This window comes from Syntrophorhabdaceae bacterium (genome assembly GCA_028698615.1).
In the GTDB taxonomy this organism is placed as follows: Bacteria; Desulfobacterota; Syntrophorhabdia; order Syntrophorhabdales; family Syntrophorhabdaceae; genus Delta-02.
Genome location: JAQVWF010000042.1, coordinates 1 through 19,893, shown reverse-complemented (window position 1 = coordinate 19,893; position 19,893 = coordinate 1). Strand labels below are relative to the sequence as shown.

17 protein-coding genes are annotated in these 19,893 nt (G+C 53.4%); 12 read left to right on the top strand and 5 right to left on the bottom strand.

Features of this window, described 5'->3' with window-relative positions; genetic code table 11:
* The first annotated feature begins 134 nt into the window (after window positions 1-134).
* Window positions 135-1,400, top strand: coding sequence for an IS256 family transposase (locus tag PHC90_11615; protein ID MDD3846992.1), 1,266 nt, complete (start codon window positions 135-137; stop codon window positions 1,398-1,400).
* A 202-nt stretch (window positions 1,401-1,602) separates the two neighbouring features.
* Here the strand turns inward: PHC90_11615 and PHC90_11610 are convergent, their stop codons facing one another.
* Complete coding sequence (locus PHC90_11610) at window positions 1,603-2,142, bottom strand: 2OG-Fe(II) oxygenase family protein (protein ID MDD3846991.1); 540 nt, start codon at window positions 2,140-2,142, stop codon at window positions 1,603-1,605.
* A 602-nt stretch (window positions 2,143-2,744) separates the two neighbouring features.
* On the opposite strand from PHC90_11610, the gene PHC90_11605 reads away from it, so the two are divergent.
* The gene (locus tag PHC90_11605) at window positions 2,745-3,047 is read left to right on the top strand and encodes a hypothetical protein (protein MDD3846990.1); all 303 of its coding nucleotides are present in this window, start codon (window positions 2,745-2,747) and stop codon (window positions 3,045-3,047) included.
* Window positions 3,048-3,144: 97 nt separating this feature from the next.
* On the opposite strand, the gene PHC90_11600 is transcribed toward PHC90_11605, so the two are convergent.
* The gene (locus PHC90_11600) at window positions 3,145-3,675 is read right to left on the bottom strand and encodes a DUF488 domain-containing protein (protein ID MDD3846989.1); all 531 of its coding nucleotides are present in this window, start codon (window positions 3,673-3,675) and stop codon (window positions 3,145-3,147) included.
* Between the two features lie 664 nt (window positions 3,676-4,339).
* On the opposite strand from PHC90_11600, the gene PHC90_11595 reads away from it, so the two are divergent.
* From PHC90_11595 to PHC90_11570, 6 genes are all read left to right on the top strand, one after another.
* The gene (locus PHC90_11595; protein ID MDD3846988.1) at window positions 4,340-5,497 is read left to right on the top strand and encodes an ATP-binding protein; all 1,158 of its coding nucleotides are present in this window, start codon (window positions 4,340-4,342) and stop codon (window positions 5,495-5,497) included.
* A complete protein-coding gene (locus PHC90_11590; GenBank protein MDD3846987.1) occupies window positions 5,484-6,836 on the top strand; it encodes a sigma-54 dependent transcriptional regulator in 1,353 nt (450 codons plus the stop codon). The genes PHC90_11595 and PHC90_11590 overlap by 14 nt, the downstream gene beginning before the upstream one ends.
* 662 nt (window positions 6,837-7,498) lie before the next feature.
* Entirely contained in the window at window positions 7,499-8,347 is an 849-nt protein-coding gene (locus PHC90_11585; GenBank protein MDD3846986.1) for an NAD(P)H-dependent oxidoreductase subunit E, read from the top strand.
* On the top strand, window positions 8,347-11,571 hold the full coding sequence (locus tag PHC90_11580; protein MDD3846985.1) for an FAD-dependent oxidoreductase: 3,225 nt from the start codon (window positions 8,347-8,349) through the stop codon (window positions 11,569-11,571). The genes PHC90_11585 and PHC90_11580 overlap by 1 nt, the downstream gene beginning before the upstream one ends.
* 27 nt (window positions 11,572-11,598) lie before the next feature.
* Entirely contained in the window at window positions 11,599-12,276 is a 678-nt protein-coding gene (locus PHC90_11575) for a 2Fe-2S iron-sulfur cluster-binding protein (GenBank protein MDD3846984.1), read from the top strand.
* Between the two features lie 16 nt (window positions 12,277-12,292).
* Window positions 12,293-13,873 carry an FMN-binding glutamate synthase family protein gene (locus PHC90_11570; GenBank protein MDD3846983.1) on the top strand — a complete coding sequence of 527 codons (1,581 nt, stop codon included), beginning with the start codon at window positions 12,293-12,295 and terminating at the stop codon, window positions 13,871-13,873.
* Between the two features lie 507 nt (window positions 13,874-14,380).
* On the opposite strand, the gene PHC90_11565 is transcribed toward PHC90_11570, so the two are convergent.
* The 3 genes from PHC90_11565 to PHC90_11555 are packed head-to-tail and all read right to left on the bottom strand — an operon-like array spanning window position 14,381 to window position 16,144.
* Window positions 14,381-14,725, bottom strand: coding sequence for an ankyrin repeat domain-containing protein (locus PHC90_11565; protein MDD3846982.1), 345 nt, complete (start codon window positions 14,723-14,725; stop codon window positions 14,381-14,383).
* A gap of 59 nt (window positions 14,726-14,784) precedes the next feature.
* Window positions 14,785-15,027 carry a hypothetical protein gene (locus tag PHC90_11560; GenBank protein MDD3846981.1) on the bottom strand — a complete coding sequence of 81 codons (243 nt, stop codon included), beginning with the start codon at window positions 15,025-15,027 and terminating at the stop codon, window positions 14,785-14,787.
* Window positions 15,028-15,052: 25 nt separating this feature from the next.
* The gene (locus tag PHC90_11555) at window positions 15,053-16,144 is read right to left on the bottom strand and encodes a peptidoglycan bridge formation glycyltransferase FemA/FemB family protein (GenBank protein MDD3846980.1); all 1,092 of its coding nucleotides are present in this window, start codon (window positions 16,142-16,144) and stop codon (window positions 15,053-15,055) included.
* Between the two features lie 227 nt (window positions 16,145-16,371).
* On the opposite strand from PHC90_11555, the gene PHC90_11550 reads away from it, so the two are divergent.
* The 4 genes from PHC90_11550 to PHC90_11535 all read left to right on the top strand — a co-directional run.
* Window positions 16,372-17,352 (top strand): HAMP domain-containing sensor histidine kinase, encoded by a 981-nt coding sequence (locus PHC90_11550; GenBank protein MDD3846979.1) that lies wholly within the window; start codon window positions 16,372-16,374, stop codon window positions 17,350-17,352.
* A complete protein-coding gene (locus PHC90_11545; protein ID MDD3846978.1) occupies window positions 17,349-18,704 on the top strand; it encodes a sigma-54 dependent transcriptional regulator in 1,356 nt (451 codons plus the stop codon). The genes PHC90_11550 and PHC90_11545 overlap by 4 nt, the downstream gene beginning before the upstream one ends.
* Before the next feature lie 225 nt (window positions 18,705-18,929).
* Entirely contained in the window at window positions 18,930-19,382 is a 453-nt protein-coding gene (locus tag PHC90_11540) for a hypothetical protein (protein ID MDD3846977.1), read from the top strand.
* Between the two features lie 41 nt (window positions 19,383-19,423).
* On the top strand, window positions 19,424-19,893 hold a 470-nt coding region (locus PHC90_11535), incomplete at its 3' end, for a response regulator (GenBank protein ID MDD3846976.1).

Sequence of the window (19,893 nt, the reverse complement as noted above, 5' to 3'; positions counted from 1 at the left end):
ACAATTGAGCCATGGCAACCTCCAAAATGAGTTATAATCAAATCTTGTGTACGTCAATAAAAAAGACGTATCCTTTAGCGTCACTTAAATCTCAAGAACCCCTCTGCAAAGGGGCAAAAGAAAGGATACGTCTTATGAAGAAGAATGAACCGAAACGGGACAGAAATCAAGAACAAGTTGCAGAGGCAAGGAACCCTCTCGAGGAGATCATCCGAGAGGGAGCCAGGAAGCTCCTCCAGAGCGCCATCGAGAGGGAGATAGCGGACTACATGGAAACTCTGAACAGCGCATATGGAACCGGCAGCAGGAAGGCTGTCGTCCGCAACGGCTTCGCCCCGGAGCGCTCCATACTCACCGGCATCGGCCCCATATCGATAAAACAGCCCAGGATACGGGACAGAAGGGAGAAGAAAGATTCTTTCACCAGCTCCATCCTTCCCCGCTATCTTCGCCGCGTTCCCTCCCTCGATAATCTCATTCCCGTCCTCTACCTCAAGGGCGTCTCCACCGGCGACTTCACCGATGCCCTTGCCGCCATCCTCGGCGAGAACGCGAAGGGGCTCTCCGCAAACACCGTGGTGAGGCTGAAAAGACAGTGGGAGGATGAATACCGGCAGTGGACGAAGCGTTCCCTTGAGAATAAACGATATGCCTACTTCTGGGCAGACGGGATCAACTTCAATGTCCGTCTTGAGGATCCGGAGAACAAAAGGCAGAGCATGCTCGTCATCATCGGTGCCGGCGAGGACGGCACCAAGGAGCTCGTCGGGATTCTCGACGGGTACCGGGAGAGCAGGCTCTCCTGGATGGAACTCCTCTCCGATCTGAAAGAAAGAGGCCTTGCCACGGGGCCCAATCTCGCCATCGGCGACGGCGGCCTTGGCTTCTGGGCCGCATTGAGGGAGGTATACCCCAACACAAGAGAGCAGCGCTGTTGGGTCCACAAGACGGCGAATATCCTCGACAAGATGCCGAAGGGAACGCAACCGAAGGCGAAGGAGAGGATCCACGACATCTACAGGGCCGATACCAGGCAGCAGGCCATCGTCGCCATGAACTCCTTCGTCTCCCTCTACGGGAAGAAGTTCCCCGATGCCTGTGAGTGCCTGACGAAGGATAAGGATGTTCTCTTTACCTTCTATGAATTCCCTGCTGAACACTGGATACATATCAGATCAACGAACGTTATCGAATCCACCTTTGCGACGGTAAGGCTGAGAACGGACAAAACAAGGGGCTGCGGTACCCGGTTGGCGACGCTGACGATGGTCTTCAAGCTTGCCCGCGAGGCCCAGAAGACATGGAAGAGACTCAAGGGCTACAGGCTCATCCCCAGGGTGCTCGAGGGGGATACCTTCATCGACGGAGAGGGCCCGAAGGAAGAGGAACGGGTGGCATAACTATGGCGGCGAAGGATACGTCGGGAACAATCTCGTACACAACTATTGACAATAACTCATTTGTGGATGTGCCATTACTAAATTCTTCTCTTCTATAATCGTTCTTTCCTTCCCGCCCTCAGAGTCTAAACTATTGGGTGGGAAGTGTCTCATGTATATTGGCACAGAGGGAACAGGGACCAGGGTTAGGGTTAACCATACGTCACGAAAGAGGCGGTAATTCCATAGCGAGTTGTCTCTCGATAGTTTTGATTTCGGCTTCGAGGCAGTGTACAGCTTTCTGAAGGTTCCTAAAGAGTGACTCTTTCTCTATGAGGGAAAACAGATATGCTCCATAGCTCTTTCCCGATGGTTCCCAGGGGTGCAGGAAGAAAACCACCGAATAGCGGTGTTGTTGCTCGACCTGGTGCTTGACCTTTCTTTGAATGCCGTTAGCCAGTGTCTTTAACAGGTTCTTTTTGTAGAGGACCATGTCGAGATATGCCTGGATTGCGATCATGAAGATCAATGCTTGTCCCCGGTTTTCAATGTTCTCCGCAAAAGAGTCTATCTTGACACTTGCATGAGTGATATTTTGGAATAGTCTGACCATAATCGTTCTCCCCTCCCTTCTCAACACGGGTATTCCCTTCACAACCCTGGCTGTGCTCTTTGTCTCACCTCTTGCAATTCCTGTGCTATTGCACCGTGCTCTTTGACATCTCGGAACGCCGTGGTGTATGGATGCAATACTCGCAATCATACCTGATCGCTCATATCGGACGTGTGGCACGTATGTTTTTTGTCAATTTCTGGGTGATAAAAAGACTATTCTAAAAAGCGTACTCGGAACGCGATCGTGGCTGCTGATCGGCCGGGCGAATCTTAAACTGCATGGACTCTTGCAGCGGATTCGTTTTGCCATCCCCAATGGTGATGTTAATTCGTGATTCGCACACATCATTTAAGACAGCCACAACAGAAAGTCTGTCTGGAGCATTATCATTGTTTCCATGGGCGAACAAACATGTTTGCTAGTCCTTGGTCTGGGTCCGGGAACGATATTCACGGGCATGACCTCGAGACTGCCCATTTTGGAACAGAGTTGCCGAATGTAACGAGATGTGGAAAAATGCAACACCTCCAGCCGCCTCCCCGGCTGACCCACTGAACCAATTCCAACAGCCGTGAGCCATGTTACGGATGCCATTGTTCGATGCTTTGTGTTGCTGGCATATTCTTTGCATTCGATTAGATTGCGGGATTATGGGACCGGAAGACTGCTGGTCTTAACTCCAGGGATTCGGCAACGGGCGTGTTTGGGCTGAGAGGAGAGAATTTCCAGGTCAAGGAGGTCTCGTTGATATGAACACTGAAAGAACGAACCGCGCGATGACAGAAATAAGAAAGGTTGTCGCCCCCACAGAAGTAGGATTTCTGGTCGTCTACTACCTCGGAGACAGGCAGATTGCGAGTGAATCATATGATCTTAACGGCGTTCTTGTTTACTGCTCCGGTTCAGTCCCCGACGGTGTCGTTAGGCAGTACTACGGAGACGGCACGGTCAAGGAGCAGGCGGAGTTCAGGGACGGCAGCGCTCACGGCAAAAGCACGAAATATTACCCGGAAGGAGAGGCGTTCGAGAAAGCACGTACAAACGGGGAATGAGGCATGGTCCCACGAAGCTATACCTGCAGGAGGGCCGGCTCTGGCTGAAAGCGGACTACATGGCGGCGGTGATCCAAGCAAAAAAATACAATGCGGCTTATTGAGCGGTCTCAGGATAGGTAATAATGACCCCGTTCACTTTTGCCCGGAGAGTTATTTTGTGCGGTTTGGTGATCTTCTCGCTCATAATGTGTTGTACCTCTATGTCGCGAACCATTAAAGCATCCCCTATAAGCGACCTGTGACATCGCCAAGGAACAGCTTCCGCACACATAATTGCCGTTCGTTTCAATTTGGAGGTTTCGATGAGTAATTCAATGCCCTTTTGAAATTCCAGGGTCTGCATATAATCGGCAAAACCGCGAAATGATAAATTTGTCCAGCCGGTATTAACGGATGCCTTTGTCGTATGACGCAATCCTCCAAGCCCTACCAGGTGGAGATATTCAATATCATGCTGTTCTAAATCGAGTCTCAATTGATTTTCATTAAATTGCGGGTTATGTCGGGATCTGGGGATCGTACGTACGTCAGCTACTAAGCCGATCTTATGTACTTGAAGGATTTTAATAAACTGATCTATCGTATGTGTTGAGTGACCAATCGTATAAATTGTGTTCTTCTTCATAGTATCCCCTTTGTGTGCAATTTGTCCAAGAGCAAATGGAAATACATGAGACCTTCAAATGGATGCCAACGGGAGGTCATTTCGCTTATGTCCTCGTAGCTGGGCTTTTTATCCGTATGAAATAATCGCCGGAGACTATTCTTCGCTCCGACATCATCGCCAGGAAAAATATCAACTCTTCCCAAGCCTCGCAAGAGAACGTATTCTGCCGACCAACGCCCTATACCGCGCAGGGACGAAAGTAATTCAATCGCTTCCTCATTGGTTAACTCCTCCAGATTGGCCAGGTCTATTTTATTATTCGCGACATTGATTGATAGTTCCCGAAGAACCCAGACGGTTAAATCCAATCGAAACGGAGGTACAACGGGAAGAGTAAACGTATCATAAGCCATGTTTTAGTATCTATGCCCCAACATTTGCTAAGTAGCGTAAGGGATTATTGCTTCCCATGCTTGTCTTCAAGAGCTTTATAACAGGTCTTGACTAAAATCAAGTGCGACCCTGGTGGGCTCCCCGTCAAAAATGCCGACCACCCCTTTGTGGTGAATGGGCCGATTACCACGATTGACACATCAGGCCCGTGTCTATACCCAGCTATTTCCGCAGGCACTCTCTCCTTGCAATAGCTTATCTTATTGTCTAAAATGAAACATTAGGCCAGATGAAATCGGTGGACGACATCAATCATGAAGCGCAGACAGATTTACGCGAGCGTGTCAAAGAGCTTTCGTGCCTTTACAACATCGCCCATCTGGCCAGTCAAAAAGACATCGCGATGGGCGAATTGCTGAAGGGAGTGGTGGAGGGTCTTCCGGCGGCCTGGCTGTATCCCGAAGCCGCCTGCGCAAGAATAGTCTTCGACGGCCACTCTCACTCCACCAGCAATTACCGGCGATTGCGGCATCGCCAGAGTGTACCCGTCGTGATCAATGGGAGGCTTCGGGGCTACATCGAGGTAGGCTATCCCGACAAAAGACCGAGAAGGGACCATGGACCCTTTCTCAACGAAGAGCGAAACCTTCTGGAAGCTGTGGCGAAGGAGGTCGCGATCGTTATAATGCGAAAAGAGGCAGAGCAGGACAGATCGAAACTCGAAGAGCAACTCAGGCACGCCGACAGGTTGGCTACCGTCGGGCAGCTCGCTGCTGGAGTTGCTCACGAGCTCAATGAACCGCTCGGCCATATACTGGGATTTGCCCAGCTTGCACAGAAATGTCCCGATCTACCGACGCAGGCCCGGGCGGATATCGGCAAGATACTGTCCACGTCCCTCTATGCCCGGGAGATAGTCAGGAAACTTCTCATCTTTGCCCGCCAGATTCCACCCCTGAAGGGAAAGGTGGATGTCAATCACCTCGTCGCTGAAGTCTTGAATTTTTTGGAATCTCGCTTTGCCAGCAACGGGGTCAAGGTGGTCTGCCGGTTTTCACCGGATCTTCCTGAAATTGACGCAGATGCCTCGCAACTCAAGCAGGTGTTTGTCAATCTCATCGTCAATGCCTTGCAGGCCATGCCGGACGGGGGCGATCTGAGGCTCAAAACAAAAGGAGAATCTCGAAAGATTTCCGTTGTAGTGGAAGATACCGGCGCGGGGATGGAGCAGGAGGTTCTCGACAAGATATTCACCCCTTTCTTTACCACGAAAGAGATCGGATTGGGCACGGGACTTGGACTGCCGGTATCCCATGGGATCATTGCATCACATCAGGGCACGATAAGAGTGGAAAGCTCGGCCGGGAAAGGAACGGTGTGCACGATAGAATTACCCGTCAGGAGGGCCAGAGCGCACAGGAATGAGGCGAGCGATGCGATCTTCTGACCGCAAGGACTGCATCCTGGCGGTAGATGACTCCCCTGCAACGCTGGAAGTGCTCCAGAGAAATCTTGCCGCCGAGGGATATGTTGTGTTCACGGCGGCCAATGTCACCGAAGCCATCAAGATCCTGGACGCTACCCCCATCGATCTTGTAATCACAGATCTCAAGATGCCGGGATTGAGCGGTGTGCATCTCGTGAGGCATATTCGTGAGAACTTCCGCGACATGGAAGTAATGATGATCACGGGCTACCCGAGTGTGAAGGGTGCCGTGGAGGCGATGAAGACGGGAGCTGAAGAGTATCTGGTAAAGCCTTTCACCGATGAGGAACTTCTATCTGCCGTGGCCCGGGCCTTAAGCAAACTCCACATGCGGAAGACAAACCATAGACCCCCGAAGCACAAACCTGGTGCGGTCGACGGTCTTGTTGGTGAATCCCCGGCTCTTGCCACAATCAGAGATTTCATAGCCAGGGCGGCACGAACGGCTGCGACGGTGCTGATCTTCGGTGAGAGCGGTACCGGAAAGGAGCTTGTGGCAAGAGCTATACACTACGGCAGCAAGAGAATCTCCGCGCCGTTCGTTCCTGTCAATTGCGGGGCCATTCCCGAAGAACTCCTTGAGAGCGAACTCTTCGGACATATCAAGGGCGCCTTTACGGGGGCCACCGAGACCCGTGCCGGTTTTTTCCAAACAGCCGACGGAGGAACCATTTTCCTTGATGAGATAAGCGAAACAAGCCTGGCCATGCAGGTCAAGCTCCTGCGCGTTCTCCAGGACAAAGAGGTCTGTATGGTCGGTTCGGGCCGTACGAGAAAGGTGGACGTGAGAATCCTTGCATCCACGAACAAGAACCTGTCAACCCTTGTAGAAAAAGGGCTATTCCGGGAAGACCTCTTTTATCGCATCAACGTGATCAATATCGATTTGCCCCCATTGAGAGAGCGGAACGATGATGTGATTCTGCTGGCACAGCACTTCATGAAGAAATACTGTGAGGAACTGGGAAAACCAGTTCTTCGCTTCTCTGATCGTGCACTGCAGATACTTCGAAAATACCATTGGCCCGGTAACGTGAGAGAACTGGAAAATGTGATCCAGCGGCTGGTGGTCATGACAGACGAGGATCTCATAGATGCCCCGGACCTGCCCGAACTGATGCGTTTCTCCGCCCTCAGCGAAGGAAACCTCAGCCGCACTCTCGCCGAGGTCGAGACCGAATATATTCAAAACGTCCTGGTGAGCGTCAGGGCCAACAAGACCAGGGCGGCCGAGATCCTCGGGATTGACAGGAAAACTCTTCGCCAGAAGCTTTCGAGAATAGAAAAACCACATTCCTGACAAAGGTCCGTGCCGGGATCGGGGTATTTGTCCCCGGTGGTACATAATTACCCGGAAATCTCTGTCCCGGCGAGACCTCCCTGGTGTCCATTCCCATTCATTCATCCTGTAACGGATACTACTCGTAAATGTTCAAGATGTTACGGAATCCAGCGTGACTGCCGGAAAGGGAGGACCGGCATTCGCTTGCAGCGGATCATCGCGGCAAGGAAAATGCATCGCTCATTCCGCAAAAGCAATCAATCGAACTGAAAGGGAGACACCCATGAAGAGTATGATCAGGTCCGGGAGCGGGAAGGTTAAGTCTGTACCCTCTCAAGCGAGCAGTTACGGGGGGTTGTGCCCCAATTGTGTAAATTTCGACATATGCTCTCTTACAGCTGAGTCGGGGGAGCACGTGTTCTATTGCGAGGAGTTTGCCAGCGACGATGGTATCCCGGCACTGACCTCGCAGCCTGTTCAAAACCCCGTCGATGGTGAGATCGTCCGCGAGGATACTCGGCAGGACGGTGCGGCAGATTGCGCAGGGCTGTGTACCACATGCAGGAACCGGGATGATTGTGTCTTCTCGAAGCACGAAGGTGGTGTGTGGCATTGCGAGGAGTATCGGTAGAAGATCATTAGCGGGAAGTGCGAGGAATAAGCTCTCAGGAGAAAGTCATATGGAAACGGAAGATATTTTGAACATTATTCGCAAAGGCAAAGGCAAGGCGGAGATCATCTCCATCCTTGAGGACATACAGGAGAAATACACCTATTTGTCCGAGGAAGCATTGAGGCTTGTCGCTGCCGAAACAGGATGCTCATTGACGGATGTCTACGGCGTCGCGACCTTCTACAAGGCCTTCAGCCTGAAGCCAAGGGGAAAACACTGCGTGTCCGCCTGCCGGGGGACGGCCTGCCACGTCCGCGGTGCCGAAACCGTTGTTGCCGAATTCAAGCGACAACTGGATCTGGAACCGGGTGAGACAACCCCCGATAATGAGATCAGCTTTGAAACAGTCAATTGCCTTGGGGCATGCGCGCTGGGTCCGATAGTGGTTTCCGACGGCCACTACCACGCGAACGTGACAAAGAGAGGGGTCAAGGACATAATCGAAGCGACCAGGAACGGAACCCTGGAATCGATCGGTGGATCAAAAGATTGCGGGTTTTCCTTCGAGGCTTCCTGCCCTCAGTGTGGACGGAATCTGATGGACATCGCGTATCCCATCGACGGACATCCTTCCATACGGATCAATGTCGTGACTGCTGCAGGAACCGGGTGGATGAGGTTGCCATCTCGCTACGGCAGCTCCGTGAAGGTCCTGGAGCATGCTGTCTCCGAGGACGCGCTGTTGACACCCCTTTGTCCCCATTGCGGCTCAAACCTTCAAGGTGACTTCGACTGCCTGGAGTGCAACGCCCCCATGGGGGATATGAATGTGGATGGAGGGGCGGGGATTATCAGCATCTGCTCCCGCAAGGGATGCACCGGACACATGCTTACTCTGAATGGAGCAACGATCTGATGAACGAACACAAGAACAAACTCACGTCGATAGATACGTACATGACACTTAAGGCACGACTTGCCGCTCATAACGACATGGATACTCCAACCATTGTCATCCCTGCGGGCACGTGTTGCCAGGCAAGCGGCGCCAATCCTCTGATACGCGCTGCCAAGAGAGAGCTTCTTCAGAAAAAACTTGCCGACAAGGTTCGCCTCCGCATCACGGGTTGCCACGGGTTCTGCGCCATGGAACCATCTATACTGGTGGAGCCGGCGCGGACGTTCTATCCCAAGGTCAACCCGGATGATATGGCAAGGATCATCGAAGCCGTATCGAAGGGGGAGATCATCAGGGAACTGCTTTTCGTCGACCCGGAAACGGGCGAGCCCGTCGAGAAACAGGATGACATACCCTTTTTCAGGAAACAGGTGCGGACGGTAATAGGACGAAACGAGAAGGTCGATCCCATCCGTATCCTTGACTACATCAAGAACGACGGCTACCAGTCCCTTGTGAATGTCATTTCCCGGGGGGATCCCCGGTTTGTCATTGACGAGGTGAAGGCATCGGGGTTGAGGGGCCGCGGTGGCGCAGGGTTTCCCACCGGCCAGAAGTGGGAGCTCTTTGCTTCACAGGGGAATAAAACCGCGAAGTATCTCATATGCAATGCCGATGAGGGTGACCCTGGGGCCTACATGGACAGGAGCGTTCTGGAAGGCAACCCTCACAGCATAATCGAAGGCATGCTCGTCGGTGCATACGGCACAGGTGCAACAGAGGGCATCATCTATGTGAGAACGGAATATCCCCTGGCGATAAAGCATCTGAACATGGCCCTCAGGCAGGCGCGACATCTGGGACTGCTGGGGGAAGACATCCTCGGAACAGGGTTCTCTTTTGATATAGAGATCGTGAAAGGCGCGGGCGCATTCGTATGCGGAGAGGAAACGGCCCTGATAAGGTCCATTGAAGGCCATATGGGGGAACCACGGCAGCGCCCCCCCTTTCCCATAGTGAAAGGTCTCTATGGAAAACCCACGATGATAAACAACGTGGAAACGTGGGCCAACATTCCTGTGACAATAGCCATGGGAGGGCGGTCATTCGCCGCTCTCGGGACGTCGGGGAGTTCGGGCACTAAGATCTTCAGTCTTGTCGGCAAGATCAAGAACACCGGGCTTGTCGAAGTGCCCATGGGAATGACCCTGAAGGAGGTTGTGAGGGATATCGGGGGCGGACCGGCGCATAAGGCTGAGATCAAGGCGATCCAGACCGGCGGCCCATCCGGAGGGTGCATCCCGGCGTCGAAGTTCGATCTGACGATCGACTACGAGACTCTGAAAAGCGTCGGTTCCATAATGGGATCGGGCGGCATGATCGTGATGGACAGCAATACCTGCATGGTGGACGTAGCGAAGTACTTCATGGGTTTCCTGAAGGATGAATCCTGCGGCAAGTGTTTCACATGCAGGAAGGGCACGCAAAGGATGTATGAGCTCCTTGAGGACATAACCGTGGGAAAGGGAACACCCGACCATCTGGCCCTCCTAGAAGAACTGGCCCTCGCGGTCAAGGATACGACAATGTGCGGACTCGGTCAGTCGGCTCCCAACCCCGTTTTGAGCACACTCAGGTACTTCCGCGAGGAATACGAACGGCATATCCGTGACAAGCGATGCGACGCCTTTGTCTGCAAGCAGCTGGTGGGGGCACCGTGCCAGGCGGCGTGCCCCGTGGATACAGAGCCGTGGCGGTATGTAGCCCTCGTGGAGAACGGGGACTACGAGGAGGCGTACCGCGTCATACGCAGCGCAAACCCTCTTCCCGGGGTGAGTGCCCGCGTGTGTGACAGAAAATGCGAAAGCCGGTGCAATCTTGGTGTGGGCGGCGGGGAAGCTATAGCCATCAGAGCGCTGAAGCGCTTTGTCACCGACCGGGTTGACACATCGGTCTACCGTCCAAAACCCGGCGAAACCAAAGAGGAGCGTGTGGCTATCATCGGAGGAGGCCCTGCGGGATTGGCCGCCGCACATTATCTTTCACTTCTCGGCTACAGGATCACGATCTTCGAGGCGGGAGACCGCCTTGGAGGTATGCTGACGTGCACCCTGCCCGCCTACAGACTGCCGCCGCACATTGTCAGGGAGGAAATAAAAGGCCTTCTCAATGAGAATATCCACATAGAGTACAACCGTGCGCTTGGAAGGGATATGACGATAGACGATGTCCTGCGCACGGGGTTCAAGGCCGTGTTCATCGCCACGGGGGCTCATGAAAGCTGGCGCCTCGACCTCGATAACGAGGATGTCGACGGGGTCTATCCGTCAATAGACTTTCTCAAGAAGTCCAAAATGGAGGACATTGAGCTTGCCAGAGGCCGCGTCGGGGTGATCGGCGGGGGAAACTCGGCCGTGGATGCAGCACGCGTGGCACTTCGCCAGAAGAATGTCACCGGTGTGTCCCTCCTCTATCGTCGTACGCGAGACGAGATGCCTGCTTATGAAGAAGAGATCGAGGCAGCGCTTGAAGAGGGCGTGCGAATCGAGACGTTGATCTCTCCTGTGAAGATAAAGGTGCGCCAGGAAGAGATCGAGACGGCCATAAAGGAAGGTGTCGAACTGCACACCCTTGTCTCTCCCGTAAAGATCTACACGGAAGAAGGTCGCCTGGTCGGCATCGAATGCATAAGGAACAGGCTGGGAGAGGTCGATGCCACCGGGAGACGAAAGCCCGTGGAGATGCCTGGAAGCGGTTTCTCGCTGGCGCTGGACACACTCATCGTCGCTATCGGGGAAAGGCCGGACGGTGGAGCTTTTGCCTCCATGGGCCTGGAAGTGGACGGCAATGGAAGGATAAAGGTCAATTCCAGAACACTCGAAACAAATCTTGAAAAGGTTTTTGCGGGCGGCGACCTGGTAACCGGTCCCAACACTGTCATCGATGCCATTGCCGCCGGGAAAAAGGCCGCCGGGGTCATTGATCGATATCTTCGGGGCAGGCAAGTTGAGGCACCTTCACAGACGACGCTGCCGTCCATGTTCATTCCACCGGCCATGGTCGATGATTCCGAAGCCGGTTTTACAGGCCGGGCGGTCCCGCCCTCGGTTGCGCCCGAGAAGAGAGTGAAGAACTTCATCGAAGTGGAAATGACCTTACCCGAAGACCAGGCGCAGCGCGAAGCAAGGCGCTGCCTGCGATGCGATCTCGCGTTCACGAGGGAAGCATCCGCGGATCGGTGAACGGTCGGATAAACTGGAGGTTTCTACATGATCACACTGACAATTAACGGACTCAATGTATCCGTGGAAAAAGGAACAACGATTCTTGAAGCTGCACGCTTTCTCGGTTTTCCCATTCCCACTCTCTGTCACCACGAGGGGCTCAGCCCTTACGGCGCATGCAGGCTTTGCGTTGTCGAGATAGGGGATGGACCGGGAGCAAGACTTGTCTCATCCTGTACCTACCCGGCAGAGGAAGGATTGAAGGTCCGGACCGCCTCGGAGCGTGTCGTACGGGCGCGGAGGATGGTCATAGAGCTTCTCCTGGCGTCGTGCCCGCAGTCCAAGGTCATCCAGGACATTGCGTCTCAGCACAATGTCCGGCAACAGCGTTTTCGGCAGGAGCATGAGGATTGTATCCTCTGCGGGCTATGCGTACGCATGTGTGAAGAACAGATGATGGCCAAGGCGATAGGGTTCCGCGGCCGCGGCAGCAGCAGGAGCATAGGCACCCCCTTCGATGTACGGTCCGATGTGTGCAGGCTATGTGGAGGCTGCATGCAGATCTGTCCGGCCTGCCAGCTGAGATGTACATATACCGAACCGGACAAGGCGGTTTGCGGAGGCTGCGCCAATCTGAGCCCGCCCTGTATCGAGAAGGGACAATTCCATGACATGATGTGCTACATGTCGCCCTGCGTGGCGTGTGAAATAAGAAAAGATTAGACGAAAGGAGAAATATATGTCTTTTTCAAGAGTGAACAGCTCAAGCGCAACCCTCACCAAGAACAGGACCGAGGATTCGATAACTACCGCTTCGGGCATGTGTGTGACATGTGTCGACGGTTGCATCGGTATGTGCGAGATAGGGAAATCGGCATACCGCGGACATGAGGTGATATATCCGCAACCCTTTGGCGTCATCACCACCGCGGCGGAAAAGAGGTATCCCGTCGATTACTCGCACTTTAATATCATGGGCACGGCGACAGGCGCTCATGGCATCGAGATGGACAGCGACAAGGCCATTTTCCCGGCCGTTAACCTTGAGGTACATATAGGGAATGACGGAGGGTTGAAGTTCCGCTATCCCTGGATTATTTCGGGCATAGGCTCCACCAATATCGCCAAGAACAACTGGGAAGGGCTTGCAATAGGCTCGGCTCTGTCGGGGACCGGTCTCACCATCGGCGAGAATGTTGTGGGAATGGATCCAGGGGCCGTCTTCAAGGGCGGAAGGATCGTCGACACGGTGGACCTGAAACGCCGGGTGAAACTGTACAAGGACCATCAGCATGACGGTTACGGCGCCATAATCGTACAGGCAAACGTCGAAGACGGCCGTTTGAAGGTGCAGGAATATGCCATCGAGAAGCTCGGTGTTGAATGTGTCGAGCTCAAGTGGGGCCAGGGCGCAAAGGATATCGGAGGAGAGGTCAAGATAAAGGATCTGAAACAGGCGCAGATGCTCCATGAGCGTGGCTATATCGTACTGCCGGATCCGACCGATCAGAACGTGATAGAAGCCTTCCAGAAGGGGGCGTTCAAGGAATTCGAGAGGCATTCGCGGGTGGGAATGGTAACGGAGGAATCATTCGCTGCGACCATAGACGGTCTCCGTAAGGCCGGCGCGAAATATATCTTCCTCAAGACCGGGGCATACCGTCCTGCCGATCTGGCACGGGCGATCTCATTCTCCTCCAAATACAAGCTGGACCTCCTGACGGTGGACGCCGCTGGCGGCGGTACCGGAATGAGTCCGTGGCGGATGATGAACGAATGGGGCGTGCCGCCAGTCGAACTCCACTCTCTGGTGTATCAGTACGCGAAGCGCCTTTCAGACAACAACAGGTACCTGCCCGCCATCTCGGTAAATGGCGGCTTTTCCTTCGAGGACCAGATATTCAAGGGCCTCTCTATGGGCGCACCGTTCGTAAAGATGGTGGGAATGGCCCGCGCACCGATAGCAGCGGCCATGGTGGGGAAGACGATAGGGTTGTCTATCGCGGCGCAGCAGGTACCTGTCTATATTGAGCGATTCGGCAACACCAAGGACGAGATCTTTGTGACCGCCAGTTCTCTGCGCAAAGAATTGGGCAGCGACGCCTTCGACAAGCTGCCAACCGGTGCGCTCGGGCTATACACGTATTATGAGCGGTTGGCTCAGGGACTCCGCCAGCTCATGGCAGGGAGCAGGAAATTCTCTCTGGAACATCTCTCACGAAATGATCTGGCCGCATTGACGCGGGAGGCGGCGGAGATCAGCAATATCCAGTACATTATGAACGTCGACAAATCCGAGGTTGACAACATCCTGCGCTGAAAGAGAGCGTCCGGCTTTCCAGACCACGGAAAGAACGTTGACACTTTCGTTCCTTGAAGGGGACGGGAGTGTCAACCTTGTTGTTGAGAATAATACCATAGAACGGGCATTTGTGCGCCCTCCCTGACAGGCGCTTGTCGCCCGTCCCGCACGCGTGTTTCTTTCACTGCCCTTTGTTCGGCTTCACTGGAGGGAAAAGGTCTTTGTTTTCTGGGTTGGCCTGAGAGGATCCGTACTCATCGCCCCCACAACCTTCCCTCTTCTGCCAGGCGCGACCGGCTCCGAAGCGATATTCAACATCGTCTTCTTCATCGTGCTGGCGTCGGCCCTGACTCCAAGGCTGGTCGATTCCCGTCGTTGCCCGTCTGATGAAACTGCCCCGCGACAGTCTCACTGCACCTGTAAACCGTGACGAGAAGTTACCAAGCGGCGGCACTGTTCTTAAGGGAGGAGATATGGTTTTGGTCCTTGTCAATGACAAGGACCATAGTGAGGTCCGAGAGATATTCATGAGGTGGAAAAAGCTCCAAGGAGAATTCTAGTTACTTCGTCCCGGTCATAAGCACATTCAAGTCTTACGGCATGGTCAAAAGGCGTCTCCCCACTGTTATCTCTTGCATTTGGGTCCGCGCCCCTTTCAAGTAATAACCGGACAACATTGACGTGCCCGTGCGCACAGGCGGTATGAAGAGGAGTCCTGCCGTCTTCATTTTTCCCATTGATGTTTGCACCTTCTTCAAGTCCTTCATCAATGGCCCTAGTTGCGGCTTCTACATCGCAGTCTCTACCGGCATCGAACAGCTGATACGCGAGATGTTTTTGTGCTCGTTTTAATAACTCTGTCTTGGTCATCACGATATAATCTCTCCTTAATTACCGTGATCCAGCCGCGCAATTCTTCTCGCCTTCCGTCATCCCTGCCTCCCTGTGCCTTTGATTCCCAGCAGATCTTTAATTCCCTGCTGGATCCGGTTGCGTTCGTTCAAGGTTGCTTCGCGAATTATCCGGTTAAACTCATTTTCAAGGATTTCGCCCAGCCGATCTCTGCCATTTTCCGCCACATCTTGTAAAGAAAACTGCACGAGAGAATCATCTTCCAATGTAATCTTTAATGTCGGATCTTTATTCTCGTCGATGACTATTTCAAATGCCATGATTGACCTCCTTTGTCATGTTCTCCTAGACCGTTCCCAACATTTCCGCATTGCGGAATACCAGATACTCTTCTTTAATAAGTGGGTAATCCCATGTTCCACCCCTGTGAACGATCTTTCCGCCGAACCCGGTTTTGTACCGGTACATGCCGAAGAAAGGGTGCTCAGGGTTTGGCGCCGGCGCAACCGCTCCCATATCATAGGTCAGGCAGCCTTTCGCCCGGGCAAGGCGGATGGCGGCCCATTGCACCGCATAGGGCGCCATCATATTCCGGTTCTGGTTCGACGATGCCCCAAACAAATACGTTGCCATCCGTCCCGAGATCGTAATGATCGCGCCTGCGAGGACGTCTTTCTTGTGCCTTGCCAGCAGGAAATGGACCTCGGACGAGTCCGGGCTCGAAGCAAGAGCGGAGTATAGGGCAGAGAAATAGTTGTAACTACAGGCATCAAACTTATTGCGTTCCGAGGTCTGGCGGTACAGATCATAGAAGGCAGGCAGTTCATTGATGCCGGAATGCACCACCTCCACGCCCTTTCTCCTGGCGAGGCGTATGTTGTATCGGGTCTTTGGCTTCATACCTGCCAGGATCTTCTCTTCGGACTGTGCGAGGTCAATTATTAAAGCGTCAGCTACGGTCATGTCAACGGCGGCCTTGCGAAGGTTCCACGACTGCGTTCCGAAGTTCATCCGGATCTCCTGAAGTCTTGGCTCCGGTCGGATCGAACCGTCCGGATATAGCCGTGGTTCCATTCCATTACCGCCATACTGCGACGGCCAGGGAAGATCGTACCGAATGAAGGCCAGATCCTTCCCGATATGCTTCATGAGTGCCTCAGACAAGTTCTCCAGGAAAGGGCCGTATTCTTCAGGATGGGGACCGTTCTCCGGTCCCTGCTGGACGTACGCTGCCTTTATCCCTTTGCCCAGATGACGTATGAGGATGAGAATGTCGCCTTCTGCTCCCGGGGATTTAAAATCAAATGCGTGTGTCTTCCAGCCAAGCTGGAGCTTCACTTCGCTCCAGAAAGAAGTCTGGAACAAGATATCCGTCGGGTAGAGCGACCATGCGTCCTTTGGCTCAACATTTGTACTGTTTGTGCAAGTGACTCCCATTTCCCGGCAACCTCCTGTTCGATACATGGAACCGGGAAGAAAGCTGAGTCCTTCCTTCCCGGCGAATGGGCCGCGCTGCTGTCTTTCCGAACGGATAAAACGATCGCGGCCCGCCTTGACACATGCAAACCTCAGGCCACTAAGATCGTGGCACCATGCTTGCATAATAAGAATGGCGGGCAGGTATTTATGTTATAATAGATTCGACTATCACCTGAGGTCATACCATGGACTCCAACGGGTTCAAGCCAAAACTTACTCCGATAGTGTTGATAGCGCTCGCTGCGCCTGTCATTCTATTTTCACTCGCGGTCTATGTTATTGACTCCGCCCCCGTGCGGTTATTCGCCGCAATCATCTTCCTGCTTCTGGGGGCTGCCGGCAGTTACATCATGGCGCGCAGGATAATTGCGCTCCTGCACAGGTCCTATGACCGGGAGAAGGAACTCGAGCTGCAGATAATCCAGAAGGATAAGCTCGCGGCTATCGGGCTCTTGACGGCCGGTATCGCACATGAACTGAACACGCCTCTTGCGAGTGCGCTTCTCAATACACAGATGCTGAAAGAAGACACAAGAAAGGAATGGCCGGATCAAACACCGGTCCTCAATTCCATCGAGGAAGAGATAAAGAGAGCGGGATCGGTTGTCCGCAATCTCCTCGATTTCTCGCGGCAAACCCAGGTGCAGTCCGCTGTAACGGATGTCAACGCCGTTCTGACCAAACTTCTGGATATATCCGCCAAGCTTTGCTCGGAGAAAGGCATTTTTGTCCGGCGCGAGCTTCATCCCGGCATCCCTCTTGCAAGAGGCAATGCGAGCATATTGCACCAGGTATTGATGAATGTTGTCTCAAATGCAATCGAAGCAATGGATAACGGAGGTACACTGAGCGTATTCTCCAGGTTCCTGCCGGAGCAGCATAAGGTCGTGGTCGACATTCAGGATACCGGCCCCGGCATATCACGGGAACACATCGATGGTGTTTTTGATCCTTTTTTTACAACCAAGGCCAAGGAAGACGGTACCGGACTGGGACTCGCCATAAGCTATTCAATGGTAAGGAAGATGGGTGGTGACATCAAGGTAATAAGCTCATGCGATGAAAGGGAGACTTTCCCCGGCACAACGGGCACGATCTTCGGTATTGAACTTCCGGCCCTCGAAGAGAACAACCAACGCAATCAAAAGGCAGGTGACCAGGATTGAACCCGGCAAGCGTCCTTATTGTGGAAGACGACACGAAGCTCAGGAATGCTCTCAAGGAGATCATGACCCGTGAAGGGTATGCGGTCGATGCAACTGAATCGGGTGATATCGCCGTATCGATGATAAAGGATACGGTCTACGACCTCGTTATAACCGATCTCAAGCTCCCGGGGATAGACGGCATGGACGTCCTGCGTGCGGTCCAGAAGCTGGCGCGGGATACGAGCGTTATCATCATTACCGCCTATGCGACCGTCGATACGGCTGTAGAGGCAATGAAAGAAGGAGCCGAGGATTATATAGCGAAGCCGTTCAACCTGGACGAGATACGGCTTATCGTGCGGAAGGTCCTCGACAAGAGGGCCCTTGTCGATGACAACCGCTTCTTAAGGAACCAGCTGAAGAAAAAATACAGCTTCGGCAATCTGGTGGGAAACAGCGAGGCCATGGTCGAGGTCTACAAGACCATAGAAAAGATAAAGGACTCCAGGGCAACCGTACTTATCCTGGGCGAGACGGGGACCGGAAAAGAACTCGTTGCGCGGGCAATTCACTTCAACAGCGTCAGGTCCGAGAAGCCCTTCCTGCCAGTCAACTGTGCGGCTCTGGCGGAAACGCTCCTGGAGAGCGAGCTTTTTGGGTACACAAAGGGCGCATTCACCGGAGCGACACGGGACAAGCAGGGTGTCTTTGAAGTGGCCCACGGCGGCACGGTATTCCTTGATGAGATCGGTGATATCAGCCTCCGTTTGCAGCAGATACTCCTCAGGGTGCTCGAGAATGGCGAGATACAGCCTGTTGGTTCCACACAGCGCAAGAAGGTCGACGTCCGCGTCGTCGCGGCCACGAACAGGAACCTGGAAGAGATGATAAAGGCAGGCGCCTTCAGGGCAGACCTGTACTATCGCCTTAACGTCATTACCCTGGATCTGCCCTCTTTGAGAGAAAAGAAAGAGGACATAGCCATGCTCGCCGGCCATTTTCTTAGGAAATATGCCGAAGAGAACCAGAGACCGATCCATGGCATATCCCGGGAAGCCCTGAATTTGTTCGATTGTTATGAATGGCCCGGTAATGTCAGAGAGCTTGAGAATGTTATAGAACGGGCGACGCTCCTCGAGACATCAGAAGAAATAACGGCAGAAAGCCTGCCCGAGAGTATACGTACCGCCCCGGAGCGGTCGTTCAGCAATCCCGATGAAGACCTGCAGACGCTCGAAGAAGTGGGCAGGTCATATATACAGGAGATTCTCGAGAAGACGGGCGGCAACAAGGCGCGGGCGTCGGAGATACTCGGCATTAACCGCACCTCCCTCTGGCGCATGATCCACAGGCTCAAGATCACGCAATAGAACCCAGAGTTGCAAAATGCAACTGCCGTGTTGAATAATGCAACCTCGTTTTTTTCATTTTCCGCCTTATTTGCGGTAAATCGATCCAATTCACAGTGGCACGTGCTTTGCTATTGTATATCATGAACCCCGGGAGGGGTACTGCAACCCTGGGTGGCCTTTCGCGCATACCTTTACCTCCCCAGGCAACGCCCGGGGTTCAGAAAAAGCACGAAGGAGGATACTGTGAGAACATGCCTTCCGAACACTGTTCATGATTGGGAGAAGATGCTGAAAAGGGTCTACGAGACACAGGGCCCTTCTGGTTTTGCAAAATACCAGTACAGCATATCGAGTATACTCCAACTGAAGAAAGACGGCACACCCCTGGGAAAGATGCTCGAGTATTGCAAAGACATCCCGGATCCCAAGAATGTGCTCATCGATGCGATCTGCCAGATCGCGCTTAACGAGGACTTAGAAATCAAGACCAGGGTCGCTGCGGCAGCCGCGCTGCGCGCCCTTATACCGAAAATAAAGAACTATCCCGGATTGAGGGGGGCATCGCTCATCGGCGCCATGCAGGAAGTGCTGGAATCTACGCGGGAAAAGGTACTTCAGGAGGCATTCAATGATACCATTGAGGCTGCGAACCGCAAGATACGGGAGTGCCCCAGGGCATACGCTGTCAGAATCTGAAATTCACCGGAAAGCGATCGTGTACAGCATCGCAAAGCAGCATGCAGGGTACATACCGGTGGATAGCGAGCCCAGGTCACGGCACCACTTTCAGCATCCATCTTCCCGGTATACCGGAAAAGGTCAGAGACATGCACGATGAACCGGCTGTCGGCATTACGGGGAGCGAGACAATCCTTGTGGCCGAGGATGACGAAGGCGTGCGCGGCTATATGGATAATGTTCTCAAGACGCACGGGTATAAGGTAATAACTGCGTATGATGGCCAGGATGCGGTAGAGAAATTCAGGCAATTTTATCTCGTAGACCTCATCATCCTTGATACGGTCATGCCCCGGAAGAACGGTTGGGAAGCCTACGAAGAGATAAAAAAGATCAACCCCGACGTCAGGGTCCTTTTTACGAGCGGACACATGAGGGACATCGTGCTCAGCAAGGGCCTCGAAGAGAAGGAGTTCGACTTCATCCCCAAACCGTTGGCTATGCACGACGTGCTTGAAAAGATACGCAA

Coding starts and splice junctions, on each gene's coding strand:
- PHC90_11615 (MDD3846992.1), top strand. CDS start 135: ATGAAGAAGAATGAACCGAAACGGGACAGAAATCAAGAACAAGTTGCA.
- PHC90_11610 (MDD3846991.1), bottom strand. CDS start 2,142: ATGATTGCGAGTATTGCATCCATACACCACGGCGTTCCGAGATGTCAA.
- PHC90_11605 (MDD3846990.1), top strand. CDS start 2,745: ATGAACACTGAAAGAACGAACCGCGCGATGACAGAAATAAGAAAGGTT.
- PHC90_11600 (MDD3846989.1), bottom strand. CDS start 3,675: ATGAAGAAGAACACAATTTATACGATTGGTCACTCAACACATACGATA.
- PHC90_11595 (MDD3846988.1), top strand. CDS start 4,340: ATGAAATCGGTGGACGACATCAATCATGAAGCGCAGACAGATTTACGC.
- PHC90_11590 (MDD3846987.1), top strand. CDS start 5,484: ATGCGATCTTCTGACCGCAAGGACTGCATCCTGGCGGTAGATGACTCC.
- PHC90_11585 (MDD3846986.1), top strand. CDS start 7,499: ATGGAAACGGAAGATATTTTGAACATTATTCGCAAAGGCAAAGGCAAG.
- PHC90_11580 (MDD3846985.1), top strand. CDS start 8,347: ATGAACGAACACAAGAACAAACTCACGTCGATAGATACGTACATGACA.
- PHC90_11575 (MDD3846984.1), top strand. CDS start 11,599: ATGATCACACTGACAATTAACGGACTCAATGTATCCGTGGAAAAAGGA.
- PHC90_11570 (MDD3846983.1), top strand. CDS start 12,293: ATGTCTTTTTCAAGAGTGAACAGCTCAAGCGCAACCCTCACCAAGAAC.
- PHC90_11565 (MDD3846982.1), bottom strand. CDS start 14,725: ATGACCAAGACAGAGTTATTAAAACGAGCACAAAAACATCTCGCGTAT.
- PHC90_11560 (MDD3846981.1), bottom strand. CDS start 15,027: ATGGCATTTGAAATAGTCATCGACGAGAATAAAGATCCGACATTAAAG.
- PHC90_11555 (MDD3846980.1), bottom strand. CDS start 16,144: ATGGGAGTCACTTGCACAAACAGTACAAATGTTGAGCCAAAGGACGCA.
- PHC90_11550 (MDD3846979.1), top strand. CDS start 16,372: ATGGACTCCAACGGGTTCAAGCCAAAACTTACTCCGATAGTGTTGATA.